Source organism: Natrarchaeobius versutus (assembly GCF_041205745.1).
GTDB lineage: Archaea > Halobacteriota > Halobacteria > Halobacteriales > Natrialbaceae > Natrarchaeobius > Natrarchaeobius versutus.
Genome location: NZ_JBGFCC010000002.1, coordinates 458,312 through 477,232 on the forward strand (window position 1 = coordinate 458,312; position 18,921 = coordinate 477,232).

7 protein-coding genes are annotated in these 18,921 nt (G+C 61.1%); all 7 read left to right on the forward strand.

The window, feature by feature from the left end; genetic code table 11:
• The first annotated feature begins 297 nt into the window (after positions 1-297).
• The 7 genes from AB7C87_RS07490 (at position 298) to AB7C87_RS07520 (ending at position 18,754) form a co-directional block, all read left to right on the forward strand.
• Positions 298-1,194: a mechanosensitive ion channel family protein gene (locus tag AB7C87_RS07490; RefSeq protein WP_369728808.1), complete on the forward strand. Its 897-nt coding sequence runs from the start codon at positions 298-300 to the stop codon at positions 1,192-1,194.
• A gap of 81 nt (positions 1,195-1,275) precedes the next feature.
• Positions 1,276-2,103 carry a winged helix-turn-helix transcriptional regulator gene (locus AB7C87_RS07495; RefSeq protein ID WP_369728809.1) on the forward strand — a complete coding sequence of 276 codons (828 nt, stop codon included), beginning with the start codon at positions 1,276-1,278 and terminating at the stop codon, positions 2,101-2,103.
• Positions 2,104-2,162: 59 nt separating this feature from the next.
• Positions 2,163-13,529 carry a right-handed parallel beta-helix repeat-containing protein gene (locus tag AB7C87_RS07500; RefSeq protein ID WP_369728810.1) on the forward strand — a complete coding sequence of 3,789 codons (11,367 nt, stop codon included), beginning with the start codon at positions 2,163-2,165 and terminating at the stop codon, positions 13,527-13,529.
• Between the two features lie 33 nt (positions 13,530-13,562).
• Positions 13,563-13,817, forward strand: coding sequence for a helix-turn-helix domain-containing protein (locus tag AB7C87_RS07505; protein WP_369728811.1), 255 nt, complete (start codon positions 13,563-13,565; stop codon positions 13,815-13,817).
• 1,415 nt (positions 13,818-15,232) lie between these two features.
• On the forward strand, positions 15,233-16,120 hold the full coding sequence (locus AB7C87_RS07510; protein WP_369728812.1) for a ParA family protein: 888 nt from the start codon (positions 15,233-15,235) through the stop codon (positions 16,118-16,120).
• Positions 16,117-16,533 (forward strand): DUF7970 domain-containing protein, encoded by a 417-nt coding sequence (locus tag AB7C87_RS07515; protein ID WP_369728813.1) that lies wholly within the window; start codon positions 16,117-16,119, stop codon positions 16,531-16,533. Before AB7C87_RS07510 ends, AB7C87_RS07515 begins: the two co-directional genes overlap by 4 nt.
• A 937-nt stretch (positions 16,534-17,470) precedes the next feature.
• Positions 17,471-18,754: a tyrosine-type recombinase/integrase gene (locus AB7C87_RS07520; protein ID WP_369728814.1), complete on the forward strand. Its 1,284-nt coding sequence runs from the start codon at positions 17,471-17,473 to the stop codon at positions 18,752-18,754.
• The last annotated feature ends 167 nt before the right edge of the window (positions 18,755-18,921 follow it).

Consider the following 18,921-nt stretch of genomic DNA (forward strand, 5'->3'; position numbering starts at 1 on the left):
AGTTACGACCCGGTCGGACCTATCGTTGATCCCGGAGATATTCGGTCGAACTCTACGACCTGCTCGCTTCTCAAACTGGCCTATACATGATGCGTTCCTTCGAGGTACTGCCGCGCGGCGAGTCGAACCGGACGTCGGAGCCGTGGGCTGACAACTGAGACGGTTTGTTGTCGGTCAGTTCCGGTGTACCCGCGACCCGGAGCGGTTGTGCCGGGAAATCCACTTTTCTGGACTCTCCGAGCGTTGTTGTCCCGGTGACTTTATCAACTCGAGACGTGACTGTGAATACAATCTGCAATGTTGCCTCTTCAGCAAGAGATCTCGGTGGATCCACAGGAGTACGTACCGGCGATCATCGATGCTGCGGTGACAGTTGTCCTCTTCGTCGTCGCCTTTGCCGTCATCTACCTGCTCGGAAAATACTTCTTGACTCGTACGGTAGAGACTGGACTCAGACAGCGTGGCTTCGACGAAACGCTCATCAACCTCACAGTGAGTCTCACTGTCGTTTTCACCGCCATCGTGTCCGTCGCCCTCGCTGCGACGGTGGCCGGGTTCGGCGTCGTCCTCTCGGCCTTTGCGGTCATGGGTGGTGCGCTCGCACTTGCAGTTGGGTTCGCCGCTCAGGACGTCATCTCTAACTTCGTCGCCGGCGTGTTCATTATCCAGGACGAACCTTTCACGATCGGCGACTGGATCGAGTGGGACGGCAACAGCGGCGTCGTCCGCGACGTCCAGTTGCGGGTGACGAAGCTGGAAACGTTCGACAACGAACTGGTGACGGTGCCGAACAGCGACCTCGCGAGCGCCGCGGTGGTCAACAACGTGGCGAACGACAAACGCCGAGTATCGGTCGGATTCGGCATCGGATACGACGACGACATCACACAGGCTCGGGAAGCCATCGTCTCGGAGGGGGCGAACGTCGACGGCGTCCTCGACACCCCCGAACCCGCCGCTCCCGTTACGGAACTGGGCGACTCGGCGGTCGTGCTCTCGGGACGCATCTGGATTAATCCAACCGAGAGCAGTTACGGAGCGGTTCGCGCGGAGTTCCTCGAGGCGGTCAAGGAACGCTTCGATGCTGAAGGGATCGACATGCCGTACAACAACACGGAACTATCGGGCAATATCGGGGTCACGAACACCGACGAACTCGAGGGTGAACGGGAAGTCCCCGAACCATCGGCTTAGGGTTATCGGAAGCAGAGATTGCGACGGTCCCCGGAGCGAGGAACCCTCGCCTTTAGGTCGGGATGGATCTCACCCGATAATATGGATCAACCTGTCGTTCCCGTTCCACCCGACGATCGAGTCGCTCTCGAGTCTCTTTCGTTGCTCTCGAACAAGTGGGAGCCCGTCGTGATCGTCATCCTTCTGGAGTCGGGTTCGCTTCGATTCGGCGAACTCGAGCGAACGATCCCCGATATCTCCTCGAACATGCTCTCGAAGACGCTCGAGTCGCTCTCGGAGCACGGGCTCGTCGACCGACGTGTGCTCTCCGAATCGCCACTGTCGGTGACGTACGAACTGACGGACGCCGGAGAGGAGTTACGACCGGTGTTCGACTCGCTCGCGACGTGGGGGGACGAACACATCGACTCCGTGTGTCCGACGGTCGTACTCGGCGACCGTGATCGTCGGCTGGCCGAGCTCTACGGCAACTGGTTACAGGATCGATTCGACACGATCTCCGTGAGTGATCAGGAACAGCTTCGCCGGACTCTCGCGGAGACGCCGGACGTTGTCGTGTTCGATATGGATCTGTGGGCTGGCGAGCCCGCGGCACTCGAGACACAGTGTCCCGACGTAACCCGCCGCGTGGCCCTCGTCGGCGATCGCCCCACGGCGTCGCTCTGTGCGTGGCCGTGCGATGAGATCCTGCGGAAACCCCTTGTCGAAGACGAGTTGATCACGGCCGTCGCCCGCCAGGTCGAACGGCTGGGCCAGCCAGAAGCGGTACGGGAACGTGAGTCGATCGAATCGAAACTCTCCTTGCTCGAGTCGATCCACTCGAAGCCGATCCTCGAGGCGGACGAACGAGTCGAGCGACTGTACGACCGTCTGATAGCTCTCGAGACGGAGGTGGTTAGGGAAACCTAACCTACTCACTTCACCTAGCGTAAGCAGAACCTTATCAGGTCCTGAATTTTCTCTTCCGTATGGTAAATCAGGGGCAGGAAACGACCCAGCGGGGACTGGGCGTGCTCATCTGGATCGGAATCGTGGGGATCTGCGGGCTGTGTGTCGTTGGAGGCGTCGCCGGTATCGCCGCCGCAGACGCTGGCGACGACCCGGGGGTGGATCGAATCACACCGACGCAGTTCGACAGCGACGAGAGTGACGTGCTTTGGGAGACCGACGAAAACCTCACCACCGGGGGGGCCCCGACGGTCGTCGACGGAATTCTCGTGACGACGACCGGCGACACTGGCGGAGACGGGTCCGTCACTGCATACGACGTCGGGACGGGCGAGAACCGGTGGTCGGCGGAGATCCCAGCCGACGGGTCACCGACAGTCGTCGACGAGACGGTCTACGTCACCGGTGACGATGGCGTGTGGGCGCTCGACCTCGAACTCGGGACCCTCGAGTGGCACGTCGAGTTCGAAGACGGGACGAGCTCCTCGCGGGCGCTCGGCGTCGACGGCGAATCCGTCTACGTCGGCGAGTCGATCGACGCGACCACGGATCGACTGTACGCACTCGACGCTGAGGACGGAAGCGAGCAGTGGTCGACGGAGACGGCGACCATCTACAGCGGCCCGACCGTCGTCGACGGGACGGTCTACGTCGGCACGGCCGACGGACTGATCGCAGTCGATGCGTCCGACGCTGAGGAGCAGTGGACGTGGGACGACTACGGTGTCCTCGAGGATCGGTCGGCTATCTCGGAGCCGACGGTGTCCGACGGCTTCCTCTACGTCAGCCTTCGGGAGGGAACCGAACAGGGCGGCTACGATCGCTCCACCGTGGCGATCGACATCGAGACAGGCGAGGACGAATGGACGCACGCGTTCGACGGTCCCTCGGGGGGAGACGTCTCCCAGACGCCCACGACACCAACAGCCTCGGGCGAGAGCGGTGAGGCGACGGTTTACGTCGCATTCGACGGACTGTACGCCCTGGACGCGACCGACGGCAGCGAACGGTGGATCGACGAGACGACGGTGTGGGATGCGCCGACGGTCGCCGACGGAACGCTGTTCGTTCCGCAGTCGACGGATTCGGGAGCGCTACGAGCGCTCGACGTCACCGACGAAGGAAGCGAGCTGTGGTCAGTCGAGACCGGCGATCGCAGCGACGTCATCGTCGTCGACGGTGTCCTCTACGTCGCGGTGCAGGTCGACGAGACGGGCGAGACACGCTTGATGGCGATCGACGCCGGCGTCTCGGGCTCCAGTAGCGACGCTCGCGTAATGGTCGGCGTACAGAACAACCACCATGAGTGGACCGGTACGGTGGCGGAGACTGATCCGCGCGTCGTCGACGTCGCGTTCGACGAGGGCGTCTCCGTCGGAGAAGAGGTTTCGGTCACGGTGACGGCGAGAAACGATCGGGGGCAGGCGAGTACTGCGAGTTTCGACCTTGAACTCGGCGGCGAGACGGAGACCGTGACCCTCGAGGTTCCGGCCCACGGAACGAACACCGTCGGCTCGTCGATATCCGCACCTGCGGCGGCGGGAACGTACGACGTCGAGATCGATGACGAGGTAGTCGGGACAGTTACCGTCGTCGACGAGTCCGACCCGATCGTCCGGATCGTGCAACCGTTCTACGAGACGTGGCTCGAGGGTGAGTCGATACAGATCGCCTACGAGGCGACGAACCTCGGAACTGAATACGTTGATGAGAACACAACCCTGTCGCTTGAAGGGCCGGCGTTTGACGGTCGCGAAGATGTCGCGTTCGTGGACGCTGAAGGACCTTCGCCGGGTGAAGAACGAACGTACCTCCTCAACACCGATGAGATTACCGACCCTGGAACGTACACCGCATATCTCGAGGACGAAGAGATTGGAACGTTCGTGGTGGTTTCGGCTCCGGTCTACCTGGCCGACACCAACCGACTGCACGATACGATCGTCAGCGGTATCGAAGCGCCCGTCGATCCGAGTGCCGCGGCTGAGGCGAGCGTCGACGTTCGCTACGAGAACCTCCACCAAGATCAGCAGAGCGTCGAGAGCGAACTCGTCGCCTACGACGACGAAGGAATCGAAGTCGCAAACGACACCAGCCACTTCGGTGTCGGCGGCGAGAGTGCCGAAACCGAGAGATTGAGCGTATCGCTCGTTGAAGCCGGTACGTACGACCTCGAGGTCGATGGCGAACCGGTCGGTGAGGTCGAAGTACTCGTCGACGGCGTTCAAGATGGCGACAGCATCCAGGACGCAATCGACGCGGCCCAGCCGGGTGAGACGATCCTCGTTGGCAACGGCACTTACGAGGAATCACTGACAATCGCCAAGGAATTGACGCTGCGTTCGGTGTCCGAGGGTGGAGCCGTCCTCGATGGCGGGGGCAACCTCGAGCGTGCGATTACGGTGGAGTCGGACGACGTGACCGTGGACGGGTTCCGGATCGAGGGGTATTCCGGCGGAGACGAGGTAGTCTTTGTCAATGACGATCGGTTCACACTTCGAAATAGCACTCTCGTCGACAACGACGGTGCCGCACTCTCAATCAACCCGAACAGTGACGAATTCAGTATCGATACCAACGAGATTCGCAGAAACGATGCTGGTATCGTTGACGGTGATGATTGGTACCCCTCCGATGACGGTACAATCACGAACAACACGATCGAAGACAACCAGGGTCTCGGGATCGACCTTGCAGGGGACGATCACGGTATCGCGAAGAACAACGTGAGCGGCAACGGTGACGTTATTTCTGCAACCGGATCAGGTCTGGAAATTCGTCAGAACAACGTAACGGCGACAGACGGCATCGCCATTCAGGTCCGGGGCGATTCGGTCGTGGTGGACAATATGATCGAGAATGCCGAATGGGGGATCCACCGGGACGGTACTATCTCCATGGACGGGACAGTCATTGAGGGAAATACCTTCCGCGACGTCTTCCACGCAATCCCACACGCGGGTGACGATAGTGTCGTCCGTGACAACGAGTTTTCGGGGACCGAAACCGACCTCGTGCTCGACGATGCGATCAACGCGACGGTCACTGACAACGAGTTCGCGTCCGGCATTCGTCTCGATGGCGTTCCGGAGGATCTCGATCAGGAGCCCCACGACATGTCCGGAAACACCGTCGGTGGCGATCCGCTCGTGTACGCCACTGGCGAAGACGATCCCGATATCGACGAGAACGCCGGACAGGTCATCCTCGTCGACGTGACGAACGTCGATTTCGACGGTCACTCGTTCTCGAACGTAACGGCCGGGATCCAAGTGACTCACTCCGACTCGGTCACGGTTACTGGCGGCGAGTTCACCGATCTCGGCGATAGCGGAGCGATTAGCGTCTGGCACTCCTCGTCGGTGACCGTCGACGAGATCGACGTGACGGACGCAGAACGCGGGGTGTACGTCCACGAAAGCGACGGCGTGACGGTCTCGAACGGGCAGTTCACCGCAGTCGGCGCTACGGCGATTTACGTCGACGGCGTCGAGGAACTCTCGATCGTCGGGAACGACGTCCAGGACGCCAACCGTGGTCTCCACGTCCTCACTGCCGACGATTTGACAGTTACGGACAACGTCGTCGAGGACTCGAGCACTGGCGTTCAGTTCGGTCGGATCTCAATCGGCGGTCGATCCACCAGTGAGAACGTCACGTTCACGAACAACACGATCACCGGCAGTAGCGGCGACGGCGTGAAACAAGATCACGGTTCGCTCACCGGCGACGTGACGATTCGCGATTCCGTCGTACGGGACAACGGCGGCGTTGGAATGGTGCTCGACGTCGACGGTGTGAGTGCGCTGGTCAAGAACAACACCGTCAGGGACAACGACGGCGAGACTGGATTCGATCTCAGCGTCGAAGGCGAGACGGTAACAGTCACGAACAACACCGTCAGGAACAACGAGGGAGAGGCCGGATTCGCCCTCGATGTCGAGGGCGAGACGGCGACGATCTCGCACAACGTCGTCACGAACAACGGTGCCGACGTCGGATTCGATATCGAAATCGAGACGGCCGACGGTTCGATCGAGTCGAACACTGTCCGACACAACGTCGACGGACTCGCCGTGACCGGTGTGATCGCTACCGGCGTGAACGTCACGATCACCGAGAACATCATCGAGGAGAACACAGGGACGGGACTCACCGTCAGCGATCTCTTCGAGACCGTCCTCGTCACCGAGAACTCCATCGCCGACAACGATGGCGGACTCCTCTACGACGGCGGAGACGACGTAACTCTCAACGCGACGAACAACTGGTGGGGTGCGGCCGACGGCCCGAGCGGTGACGCAACCGACCCCGAAACTGGCGACGAGGCCGAGGGAAGCGGCGACTCGATCGCGACCAGCGACCGATGGTGGTTAGATGACCAGTCCGTTCGATTCTCGCCGTGGCTCGAGGCCCCACTCGTCGAGACTGGGGCGATCACTGGCACTGTCACTGACGCGGACTCCGAGGACTCGCTCGAGGGGGCGACTGTCGTCGTAACCGACGACACCGGGGTCATTGAGACCGCCGAAACCGACGAGAACGGAGAGTACGAACTCGTCGTTCCCGCCGGGACGTACGACCTGACGGTGAGCGCCGACGGCTACGTCGAGGCCGAAGAGACCGACCTCGAGGTGACTGAAGGCGGTGTCATGACGACGGACGTTAGCCTCCACGTGGGTGAAGCGTCGATCAGCGGGACGGTCGTCGACGCCGAAACCGGCGATCCGGTTCCAGACGCGGAACTCGAGGTGGTCGAACAGGTCGACGTTGGCCAGCCGGATCCCGCCCCGGACGGATTTACGACGACCCTCTCAACCGACGCGAACGGTGAGTTCGAACTCGAGGCGCCACCGGGTGTCTACGAGATCACCGTCGAAACACTCGGATACGCGAACGGGGTCAGTCAGGACGTCGAACTCGAGGCGGGTGAACAACAATCACTCGACGATATCGAACTCTCTTCAGTCCCGGTTCTGAGCGGCACCGTAACGGATTCGGAGACGGACGAACCTATCGAAGGGGTCGAGATCGAATCGCGGTTCTTCGCGAGTGACCCGTTGTACACAACGACGACGGATGCCGATGGCGAGTACGCGATCAACCTCCCGGAACATCACTCGCAAACGCCGTCGGTCGAATTCGCCGCTGATGGGTATTTCTCGAACACAATCACCGCTGACGAGGCCCTTCTCGGCGACCCCGCAGGCGGGGACGTCGAACTTACCGTCGAGCGTGAACCGGGAACTGTCACCGGCCAGGTTACGACGGAGACCGACGACCCGGTGGAGTTCACCCAAGTCACCACCAGTGACGGAAGCGGATCCACGTCGACGAATGCGACCGGATACTACAATCTTCATCTCCAACCGGGGACGTATACGCTCGAGGTAACCGTCGAGGGAACGTCGCCACGGTCCGGAACGGTCGAAGACGTCGAAGTGGCCGAGGGGGAAACCACCACGGCTGATATCGTCGCTTCTCCGGGGCCACTCGACCCGCCGTCGGCGAACCTATCCGTCGAAATTCAGCCGACAGCGAGTACGACCAGCGCCACCGAGGGTGAGAACCTAATCGTCGTGACCGATATCGAAAACACTGCCACGGAGCCGGTGGACTCGGCAGTTTCACTGGACGTCGTAGACCAGACGTCTGCAGAATCCATGTACGGGGCCGGACCGCGTTCTGTCTCTCTCGAACCTGGCGAGTACGTGACCGAGACGTTCACCTTCGAGTCGGAACTCGAGTTCGACGGCGCCGAGGCGATCGTCGTTGCGTTCCCACCAGGATCGGACGAACCCGACGACTTCGACGTGATCGAACTCTCGGTTTCGGAAGCCGATGCCGATCGGGAACTCGAGTCGCTGTCGCTTTCGATCGACGAGACGACGATCTCCGAGGGATCGGCGACGTCGGCGACGGTGATCGCGACGTTCGACGACGGAACGACCGAGGACGTCACCGCCGAGACTCACTTAGAGAGCGATCCCGCGGATGTCGTCGCCATCGCTGGCTCGACGGTCGTCGGCGAGGAAACCGGAACTGCGACGATCATCGCCGTGTACCAGGGCGAGACTGATAGCGTCGAGATGACGGTAGCGGCCGACGAACAGCCACCATCTGACCCAGAACTCGAGTCGCTGTCACTCTCGGTCGACGAGACGACGATCTCCGAGGGATCGACGGCGTCGGCGATGGTGATCGCGACGTTCGACGACGGAACGGCCGAAGACGTCACCGACGAGACGAGTATCGAGAGCAACAGTACCGACGTCGTCTCCGTCGACGGCTCGATGCTCGTCGCCGAGGGTTCCGGTGTGGCGACGGTAACCGCCACGTACGACGGCGAGGCCGATAGCGTCGAGATGACCGTCGAGGCGGACGAACAGGAACTCGACCCCGAAACCGAACTCGACGTCCTCGAGGCGACCGTGACGCCGACACAGCTCGACGTCGGCCAGGAGGCGACGATCGAGGCGACGGTCGAGAACGTCGGCGAGGGTGACGGTGAACTACTCGTTCCCCTCGAGATCGGCGGTGAGGTGGTCGAGAGTACGACGGTTACGCTCGATGCAGGTGAGAGTACGGACGTCGCGTTCGCGTGGACGTTCGAAAACGCCGGCGGGTTTCAGGTCGATGTCGACGGCGTCGACGCCGGAACCGTTACGGTCGTCGAGGACGCCGACGCGGACGTCCGCATCTACGGCGCGGACGTGAGCCAGTCCGCGGTCGTCATCGGCGATACCGTCAGCGTCACCGGCGACTTGCTCAACGACGGCGGAGCTGGCACCGTTGCCGTCGACCTGAACGTCGACGGTGAACGCGTCGACACCACGACCGTCGAGGTCGGACCGGGTGCGACGCCCGGCGGCGTCGAGTTCGAGTGGACGCCGACCGAGGCCGATCTCCCCGCCGGAGAAGACGAGACGAACGTAACGATCTCACTCGACGGCTTCATCGTCGGTACGGTCCACGTCGAACACCAATACTCCGACATCCAGGTCGTCGCGGTTGCGGCCTCGGAGACCGAACTCGTCGAGGGCGAGGAGCTACACGTAATCGGAAGCGTCTCCCAGGCGGGCAACGTCGAGGGAACGGAGGAGATCGAACTCACGGCAACCCACCAGGAGACTGGCGAGGAGACCGTCGTCGGCAGCCAAGAGGCGACGATCGCGCCTGGATACTACCATCTGGGTGCGATCAACATCACGTACGTGCCCGAGGACGCGGGCACCTACGACCTCGAGTTGGGCGACCGGGCGGCGGGAACGATCGAGGTGGAGGCGGCCGAAAGCGACGTCCAGGTGATCGCGGCCTCCCCATCCGAGGTCGAGCTGATCGAGGGCGAGGAGATGCACGTGATCGGGAGCCTGTACCAGGCGGGCAACGTCGAGGGAACGGAGGAGATCGAACTCACGGCGACGAATACGGCGACCGGCGAGACGACCGTGGTGGGGAGTCAGGAGATGACAGTCGCACCCAACGTCTACCACCTCGGTGCGATCAACATCACGTACGTGCCCGAGGACGCCGGCACCTACGACCTCGAGTTGGGCGACCGGGATGTGGGAACGATCGAGGTCCAGGCGGCCGAAAGCGACATCGAGGTGATCGCGGCCTCACCCTCCGAAGTCGAGCTGGTCGAGGGCGAGGAGATGCACGTGGTCGGGAGCGTCTACCAGGCTGGCAACGTCGAGGGCCCTGAAGAGATCGAGCTCACGGCGACGAACGCCGAGACCGGCGAGATGACCGTCCTCGCCAGCCAGGAGATGACGGTCACACCCAACGTCTATCATCTCGGCGGATTGAACGTAACGTTCGCTCCCGAGGAAGCCGGGACGTACGACCTCGAGTTAGGCGACCGAGACGCGGGAACGATCGAGGTGGAGCCGGCCGAAAGCGACATCCAGGTGATCGCGGCTTCACCATCCGAGGTCGAACTGATCGAGGGCGAGGAGATGCACGTGGTCGGAAGCGTCTATCAGTCGGGCAACGTCGCCGGACCGGAGGAGATCGAACTGACGGCGACGAACACCGAGACCGGCGAGACGACCGTGGTTGGGAGCCAGGAGGTGACGGTCGCGCCCAACGTCTACCATCTTGGCGCGCTCAATCTGACGTTCGCTCCTGATGCGGGAACGTACGACCTCGAGTTGGGCGACCGGGCGGCGGGAACGATCGAGGTGGAGGCGGCCGAAAGCGACATCCAGGTGATCGCGGCCTCACCATCTGAAGTCGAGCTGATCGAGGGCGAGGAGATGCACGTGGTCGGAAGCGTCTACCAGGCGGGCAACGTCGCGGGAACCGAGGAGATCGAACTCACGGCGACGAACGTCGAAACCGGCGAAACAACCGTGGTCGACAGCCAGGAGGTGACGGTCGCGCCCAACGTCTACCACCTCGGCGGGCTCAACGTCAGCTACGTGCCGGAGGACGCCGGCGACTACGACCTCGAGTTGGGCGGCCGGGACGTCGGGATGGTTACCGTCGACGAACGCATCACCGACATCAGGGTCGTCGGCGCGTCGCTCTCGACCGCCGAGCTGATCGAGGGTGAAGAGCTGTCGGTCACAGGGAGCGTCTACCAGAACGGCAGCCACACGGCGACCGAAGAGATCGAACTCACGGCCACGGAGACCGAGACGGGCGAATCGACCGTCATCGGCAGCCAGGAGGTAACGCTCCAGCCGGGGTACTACCATCTGGGTGCGATCAATATCACCTACGTTCCCGATGCGGGGACGTACGATCTCGAGTTAGGCGACCGAGACGCGGGAACGATCGAGGTGGAAGCGGCCGAAAGCGACATCGAGGTGATCGCGGCCTCACCATCCGAGATCGAACTGATCGAGGGCGAGGAGATGCACGTGGTCGGAAGCGTCTATCAGTCGGGCAACGTCGCCGGACTGGAACAGATCGAACTGACGGCGACGAACACCGAGACCGGCGAGACGACCGTGGTTGGGAGCCAGGAGGTGACGGTCGCGCCCAACGTCTACCACCTCGGCGGGCTCAACGTCAGCTACGTACCGGAGGAAGCAGGCACCTACGACCTCGAGTTGGGCGACCGGGATGTGGGAACGATCGAGGTCCAGGCGGCCGAAAGCGACATCGAGGTGATCGCGGCCTCACCCTCCGAAGTCGAGCTGGTCGAGGGCGAGGAGATGCACGTGGTCGGGAGCGTCTACCAGGCTGGCAACGTCGAGGGAACGGAGGAGATCGAACTCACGGTGACGAACGTCGAAACCGGCGAGACGTCGGTCGTCGGAACGCAGGAAGTGACGGCCTACCCCAACGTCTACTATCTGGGCGCGCTCAACGTCAGCTACGTGCCGGAGGACGCCGGCACCTACGACCTCGAGTTGGGCGATCGGGACGCGGGAACGATCGAGGTCCAGTCGGCCGAAAGCGACCTTCAGGTCGTCGCCGCCTCGCCGTCGACCGTGGAGGTTACAACGGGCGAGGAGATGCACGTGATCGGAAGCGTCTACCAGGCTGGAACCATCGCAGGGCCCGAAACGATCGAACTCACGGCGACGAATACGGCGACCGGTGAGACGACCGTAGTCGACACACAAGAGATGACGGTCGCGCCCAACGTCTACCACCTCGGTGGGCTCAACGTCAGCTACGCGCCGGCGGACGCCGGCACCTACGACCTCGAGTTGGGCGATCGGAACGCCGGCACGGTCGAGGTCGTCGAACCGACGGTCGCCCTCGAGATCGTCGCCGTCGAGGGACACACCAGCGCGTTCGATCCCGAAACCGAAACCGAACAGGTGTACGCGAGCGAGGACGTCCCCGTCACCGTCGAAATCGACGCCGATCTCGACCTCGAGACGGTGAACGTGTTGGTCCAATCGCTCGAGACGAACTACGTCCGCGCGTTCGAGGCAAGCCACGACGGTGCCAACAGCTGGACGGCGACGGTATCACCCGCCGCCATCGAAGACGACGGCCGCTACGACGTGTCCGTTGTGGCCGTCGATTCGGCCGGCAACGCCGGGACTGACTCCGCCGACAGACCACTCGTGATCGACCGCGAACCACCTCGCCTTTCGGCGACCGTAGAGGACGTCGACGGCGAGGGGGCGACGGTCGTCGTCGAGAGCGACAAACCCCTCGTGGGGCCGCCGGACGTAGACGGCGTGTTCACCGCTCCCGACGGGGCCTCGACCGAGAGCGGGTCGGTCTCGCTACACCCCGTTGGCGGCAGTGACACCGACTTCACCGGCTCGTTCGCCACCGGCGAGACCGGGGACTACGAGATCACGAGCGTCGGCACTGACCGCGCCGGCAACGAGGGAACCGACACCGCGTCGGTCACCGTCGACACCCGATTCACGCTCGAGGACGGCGTCATCGAGATCGACGAGACGGGCACCGCCATCGAGTTCGAGGTCGCAGACGGAGCCGACGAAGCGGTCCTCACCCAGGATCTCTTCGTCTCGCTTTCAGAGACGACTGCCAACGCGAACCTCGACGACGACCAGCTCGGGGTCGACTTTATCACCGCGGATCTCGACAGCCTTCTCGAGTACCACCTCGATCAAGGCACCGTCGAGAGCGCGTCGATCTCGATGTCGATCGACGACGAGAACCTCCCCGACGGGGCAGTCGCCGACGACGTCGAACTCCACTACTACGACGACGAGAGCGGGGACTGGGACACCGTGGCAGGATCGACCGTCTCGGAAATCGACGGTGATCCGTTCCTTACGGCGTCCGTCTCCGGGTTCTCGACGTACGGCGCGCTCGTCCCGGATACCGAATCGCCCGAGATTACGACCACTACTCCCGCCGATGGAGAGGTGTTCGCCGCCGGTACCGACACCGTCGACGTCCGCTTCGAGTACGACGACCCCTACTCCGGGGTCGACGCGAGCTCCGTCCGACTCGAGATCGATGGCGTCGACCGGACTGACCACGCAAACACTTCGATTACGTCGTCGGGAATCGAACATACGCTCTCCGTCGAGGACGGCTCCGACTACGACGTGTGGCTCTCGGTTACCGACGAAGCGGGCAACGAAGCGACACACGCCACTTCGTTCGAGGTTGGATCGCCGTCCACTGGATCGTCAGGTGGTGGCGGAGGCGGGATGTCCCCACCAGCTACTGGCGGTGACGGATCCGACTTCGAGGACGAAACCGTCTCGGACGAATCCGCCTCCGACGATTCCGACGACGCCGATGCTCCGAGTGACGATTCGACCGGCGGCACCGACGACGAACGAGATTCCGTTGACGAAGCTCCACCGGTCGGCACTGATGATTCGGCGACGGATGCCGACTCCGATAGCATTCCCGGTTTCGGAGCGGGAGTTGCAATTCTCGCGGCTTTGCTCTCCGCTTTCCTCCTCTCGAGACGGGCTATCGGCCGATAATCGCCTGCGGTCTCTCTCGGTATTTGTGCTATAATGGGGGACCCGGGATTGTTCGCCGCTGACTGGTCCCCTCGAGACCGTCGAACGAGTACGTCTACCAGTCCGTTTGCCGATCCCACTGATAAACAGCGATATGTCGTCCGACATGCGTATCACGAAGGGTGTTTCGAGCGTCCTCGAGGGGCCACTGCGAAGATTGCGGAGCATCTAGGGATCGCTCGTCAGACCTTTGTACAGCACTCGCGGGCGGCCCAACGGAAAGTACTCGGTTCCTATAGTAGCCACTGAACGTCAATGCACACCCGATCGCCAGACGGATCGGCGATCGGTGTGTGAATCGTTTCAGTTGTTACTATACTTCGAGGGTCGAGTCGTTCGTCCACCGAAGATTCTTGTGACCGAACGAATCGAAGCCAAGGAGGAGCGAAGCTCTCTCGGGGCCGACTAGACTTTTCCCCGACACAATTCGCGACGCTCACGGAGCGTCCGGCTTCGCTTAATCGCGGAGGTCGTCGATCTTCGCAACTCTCAGTGGTACGCATTGTGGTTCCCGATCGGGAACGTGGATCGGTTTCAATTCGTTGATTCGCCAACTATCGCCGTTACAGACCAACGCTTCTGCTGTAGTCTGAAGACAATCGGCACGGAAATTATATACTGACATACGATTTATCGGTCTCCGCCAAGAAAAGTCCCCAAATTGTGGTTGTGGATGTAACCTTTCTCGTACGTTCGACTCTGGACTGACGTGAGTCTGATACACCCTGCGTGCACATACTATCCCTCAGTCTCGCGAGGGGGTCACGGCTCCGTCACACGATCGACCGTGGATGCTACGATACGCCACGACGTGTAATCCTAGTGAAATCCACGGGGAGCACTCGCGAACGCCAAACCACTGCGTTCCGAGATTTTCCACCTGATCAACGAATCTTCCCCTCGAAGCGCTCATTTGGTGTGGGCGGAACCACTGGTCTGGCGGACCCCACAAAATCGTTGTATCCACACAGCCCCAATTTGCCCGTCGGATATCGTTCGAGTAATTTCAATTCGACTGCCAACACTCGAGACCTGAGTGATCGGCATGTGTTGTTTCTATAGTCGCTACTGAAGGTCTTTGTACACCTGTTCGCCAGCCGGATCGGCGATCAGTGTGTGAACCTTTCAATTGTTACTATCGATTTGACTTACGTTTACTGAGCGAGCTGGTTGGCTGACACCAGACAGCGTAGCTGAGGTAGCCCCCATCGCCACCTGTTTGAGATGTGATGGGCCCGGTAGGTGAATTAGGTGCTGGCGCTGGGGCATCTCCGGTAGCGATCTCACCTCCGCTATACAATTCAGAAAGCACAGGTGGCGTAGACAACGTAGACTAACGATCTCGTTCACCTGGTATACTTGGCCCGTCTGCTTCAGGTAGTTTAGATAATTCAGGCAGGCAACCTGGCTTAGGTGGCTTACCTGTTAAAACTTAGCCACCTATTGGGACTGGTCCACCTATGTTGCCTAAGCGGTCTATTAATTCTGATTCACCTAAGATGCTTAAACTACCTATTATAGATGGGTTGCCTAAGGCACTTGAACTACCTATCGAAGTTACCTACGGTAGAATTAAGTACGAGACGATTCCTTTGGAGAATGTCCGTCGAAACAGACACTCGGGGCACAATAGGTGCCTGAGGTTTGCCGGACAACGTGATACAATGGGAACGACGAACGAACCACGGGCCGTAAGCGTGGTCATCCTGAAAGGCGGAGTCGGGAAATCAACGACGTCGATGAACCTCGCACGACAGCTGGCCGAACGAGGGCGGACCTTGTTTGCAGACCTCGACCCGAACGGTCACGCGACGAACGGGCTCGGTTATCAACAGGCCTACCAGAGTGACGTCAACCTCGGTGACGTACTCCTCGACGGTGACGCGACGCCTGGTGACCTGATTCGAGAGACCGAGTACGAGTTCGATCTCCTCCCGTCGTCCGACACGCTCGAGGACGTCGAGAAGGATCTCGCGGGCGCGATGCAAGGGTCGGCCCGAGTTAAATCGAACATCGTCGATCCACTGTTGGGTGACCGATACGGCTACATCGTCTTCGACTGCCCCGCGTACCCGGGGATGCTCAACAACAACGCACTCGTCGCGACCGGGAACGTCATTATCCCGATCGAGCCTGGCTCGAGTGCCATCGGCGGATACAAACGAACGATGGAACGGTTGATCGAACCCGCACGCGAGTACATCGACGTCGACGTTCTCGCAGTGGTACCGAACAAACTGTCCGATCGAATCGATCATCGAACCGAAGATCGGGAACTTCTCGAGAACCTCAACACGGCGACCTACGAGGTCAACGAGGATCAGCCACTCCAAGAAATCGTTCCCGAGTTCGCACGAATCACGGGTGAGGAGTTCGATCGGATCGACGAAGGCGAAATGCAGGCGCCGAAGCCGGGCATTCGCCACCGATCTGCACTCTCTCGTTCGCTCCAACACAACCAACCGTTGCAAGACTACGCTCCTGAGAGCGACCAAATCGAGTGCTACCGCGAACTCGCGGAGATCGTTTCGAACGGGGGCCTCCCTCGATGACCGACAATCCGTTCGACGACCTCGGTGGCGACGATGGTGAGACGTCGGTCGAATCTGACGTGGAGCGCGACGAAAGCGGGGTCGAAACCGACCGGCCGGCGTCGGAACCAGCGCGAGCAACGGCGGTCGACGCCGCTTCCGAACCACAGCCAGAGCCGGAGCCCGAACCACCATCGGAATCCGGGCCAGCATTCGAGTACAGCGAAGTTCGACAGAAGCCCCTCTACGCGCGCGGTGAAACGTGGGACCAACTCGAGGACGAATTAGGAATTACCGTTACGCCGGAGCTTCGACGGATGGGGATTCGGGACGACGAAACCCGTGAAGTCCACGACGCGATTTTGAAGGTGGTTCTCGAGCATATCGACGAAGTCGCCGACCAAATTCACGAGACACGCAAGCAGACAGAGTAACGAAACGAATCGAGTCTGCACTTCTGTTCAACCCGGAAGATTTAGATATAATGTGTTCGTAGTATTACGTGGGTTCATACCCCGTCCTTGGCGGACACACGGCGTTCCGTAGCGAGCGGGGCCGAAGGACACCAGCCGAAGGTACACGACTCGGCCCACTGCGGTTTCGGACCGACCGTCGTGGGTACGTCCGAGCCGAGGCCGCTGACCGACAGGAACCGGCCGCCGGACCGCCCTCATTGGAAGCCCCCCAGGGACCACGCGTGACGCTTGAGGCTCGACGATAACGGCACTCGGCCGAAATCGAGCCGAAGGGCCCACGTGGATGGGGACGTCCCCTTCCTTTCGTACGCCGAATCGAAAAGCGACGGAACTGCCAGCGTTCGAACCGAAGTACAGAACGGGGTTGAGGACGGAAAACAACGCGTTCGAAAGCAGTCAGTCATACGTCGAAAACGGTGTTTTTGTGACCCGGGCGAGGCGATCCGATAGTGAGACGCACTGTCGCGAGCAGCTCGAGAACATCGGCCAGTGAGAGAGTGCGTCGAAGGTGCCTCGAACCCAGGATGGTCCTGGTCCGTTCTCGGTTCGTGGCGAGACCATAGGCCGTTGAGAGAGACAGTACGGTGATTCCGTTCACGAGCCAGAGCAGAAACGGCTGAAATCCAGCTTTCACGCGTGTTGGGGCGTTTACCGCCGGAACACAGTCGTGCTCACCGACGGGTCACCAGTAGGTGGAGAGAAAATTTGATATAGTCATATGGAGTTTACTTCTTCTGTGGGCCGGGGCGCGGATTATTGGTGTATTTCAGTTGTCTGCGTGGGACAACCGAATACACGGTAGTTTTTAGTAGCTATCACGAACACTGAGACTCGTGAAAACCAGCATATTCGCACTCCGACGAACGACTGCCGCTGGCTTCGAGCGGGTGAGAACGTGAGCTCCGACCGAATTCGGTGGTCACACAAGTCCCTCGAGGAGCTCCGAACGTTCTGGAACGTCGAGATCGGGCCGGCGCTTCGACGGAATGGCCACGATCTCGACGAACGGCCGAGCTACCAGGACTTACTCGACGTCGGCTACGGTGGCGTGCAAGATGCGCTTCGGAGACATCACGATTTGACGCTCGGGGAGTTTCTCGAGTCAGTCGGCTACGTCGAACCCGATTCCGAGGACGGCTATGCCTGGGGCATCGACGACGAAACGTCCATCGAGGAACTCGAGAATTTTTTGCACACCGCTCGACGCCGGCGTGGCCTCAGTGAGAACACCGTCGTCTCGAAACGTACTCGCCTCGCGAGATACGCACGGCTGTATCGGGACCTCCACGGGAGTGCCAACTTTGTCGAGCGCGCACGGGATCGTGACACGGCCCCAACGGAAAACCAGCGAGCGATGGCCGTCTTCGACGAACTCGACGTCGAACTCGGAAGTCCACAATCGAAGCTTCACCACCTCGCCGACGTGAACGACTTCTACAAGTACCTGAGTGCGGTTCGAAGCGTCGCGACGTACAACCCGGTCGCGGACTTTCGCGAGTCGGTGTACTCGAAATGGACCCGCGAAACGACCGATGACCGAGACAGTCGTGATCTCCCCGCACTCGAGGCCGCGGATATCCAGCGGGTTCTCGACGCCGGCGACGGACTCGAGGACCGGTTACTGGTGCTTGCGACCTGTGCGTGGGGGCTTCGGCGTGGCGAGGTCGCCGCGTTACATCACAGCCAGTTTGTCCTCTCGGACGACGACCCACGGATCGACTTCGGTGAGGAACGGAAGAACGGGCCGGGGGCGGTGACGTTGCTCTACGGCCTCGAAACGCTCGAGCGTCGGATCGGAACGCTGGCCGACAGCGAGCAGTGGAACGGCTACCTGTTCCCCTCGCGTGCCGCCGACAGCGGTCACATCAACCCCGATACGGTGACGAATCGATTCAAGCGGCTGGCCGACAACGCCGGTGTCCGGGTCTGCGGTGAGACGCCGACGCCACAGCTTGGACGCCGATTCTGGTATCGAACGTATCTCGACGCCGTGCAATCGCTCGCGTCGCAGGTCGAGACGATCGCCGAAGAACAGGGGAGTTCGGACGCTCGAGTCGTCGTCGAAAACTATCTCGGTGAGGTGGAAGCACGTCGAAGACGTCGGGAACTGATGCGCGAACGGCTGGCTGAGGCATTTGATAATCAATCAACAGAATTATCTGTGAGCTCGGCTGACTGACAGAGTCTGCTAAACCCATGGTGATACCAGTCGGGAAATGCACTGGGTGAATAAACTGTATATTGCGATACTCATTATGGCCGTCTGATCCTGCCCTCCAGTTCGGAGATTGATGACGACTCGGACGACCCGTCACCAACGTCGAGACCTATCCTGATCCGGCCGCA

Excerpts from the sequence above, each read along its gene's own strand:
- AB7C87_RS07500 (WP_369728810.1), top strand. The coding sequence starts at position 2,163 with ATGGTAAATCAGGGGCAGGAAACGACCCAGCGGGGACTGGGCGTGCTC.
- AB7C87_RS07515 (WP_369728813.1), top strand. The coding sequence starts at position 16,117 with ATGACCGACAATCCGTTCGACGACCTCGGTGGCGACGATGGTGAGACG.
- AB7C87_RS07505 (WP_369728811.1), top strand. The coding sequence starts at position 13,563 with ATGGGGGACCCGGGATTGTTCGCCGCTGACTGGTCCCCTCGAGACCGT.
- AB7C87_RS07490 (WP_369728808.1), top strand. The coding sequence starts at position 298 with ATGTTGCCTCTTCAGCAAGAGATCTCGGTGGATCCACAGGAGTACGTA.
- AB7C87_RS07495 (WP_369728809.1), top strand. The coding sequence starts at position 1,276 with ATGGATCAACCTGTCGTTCCCGTTCCACCCGACGATCGAGTCGCTCTC.
- AB7C87_RS07510 (WP_369728812.1), top strand. The coding sequence starts at position 15,233 with ATGGGAACGACGAACGAACCACGGGCCGTAAGCGTGGTCATCCTGAAA.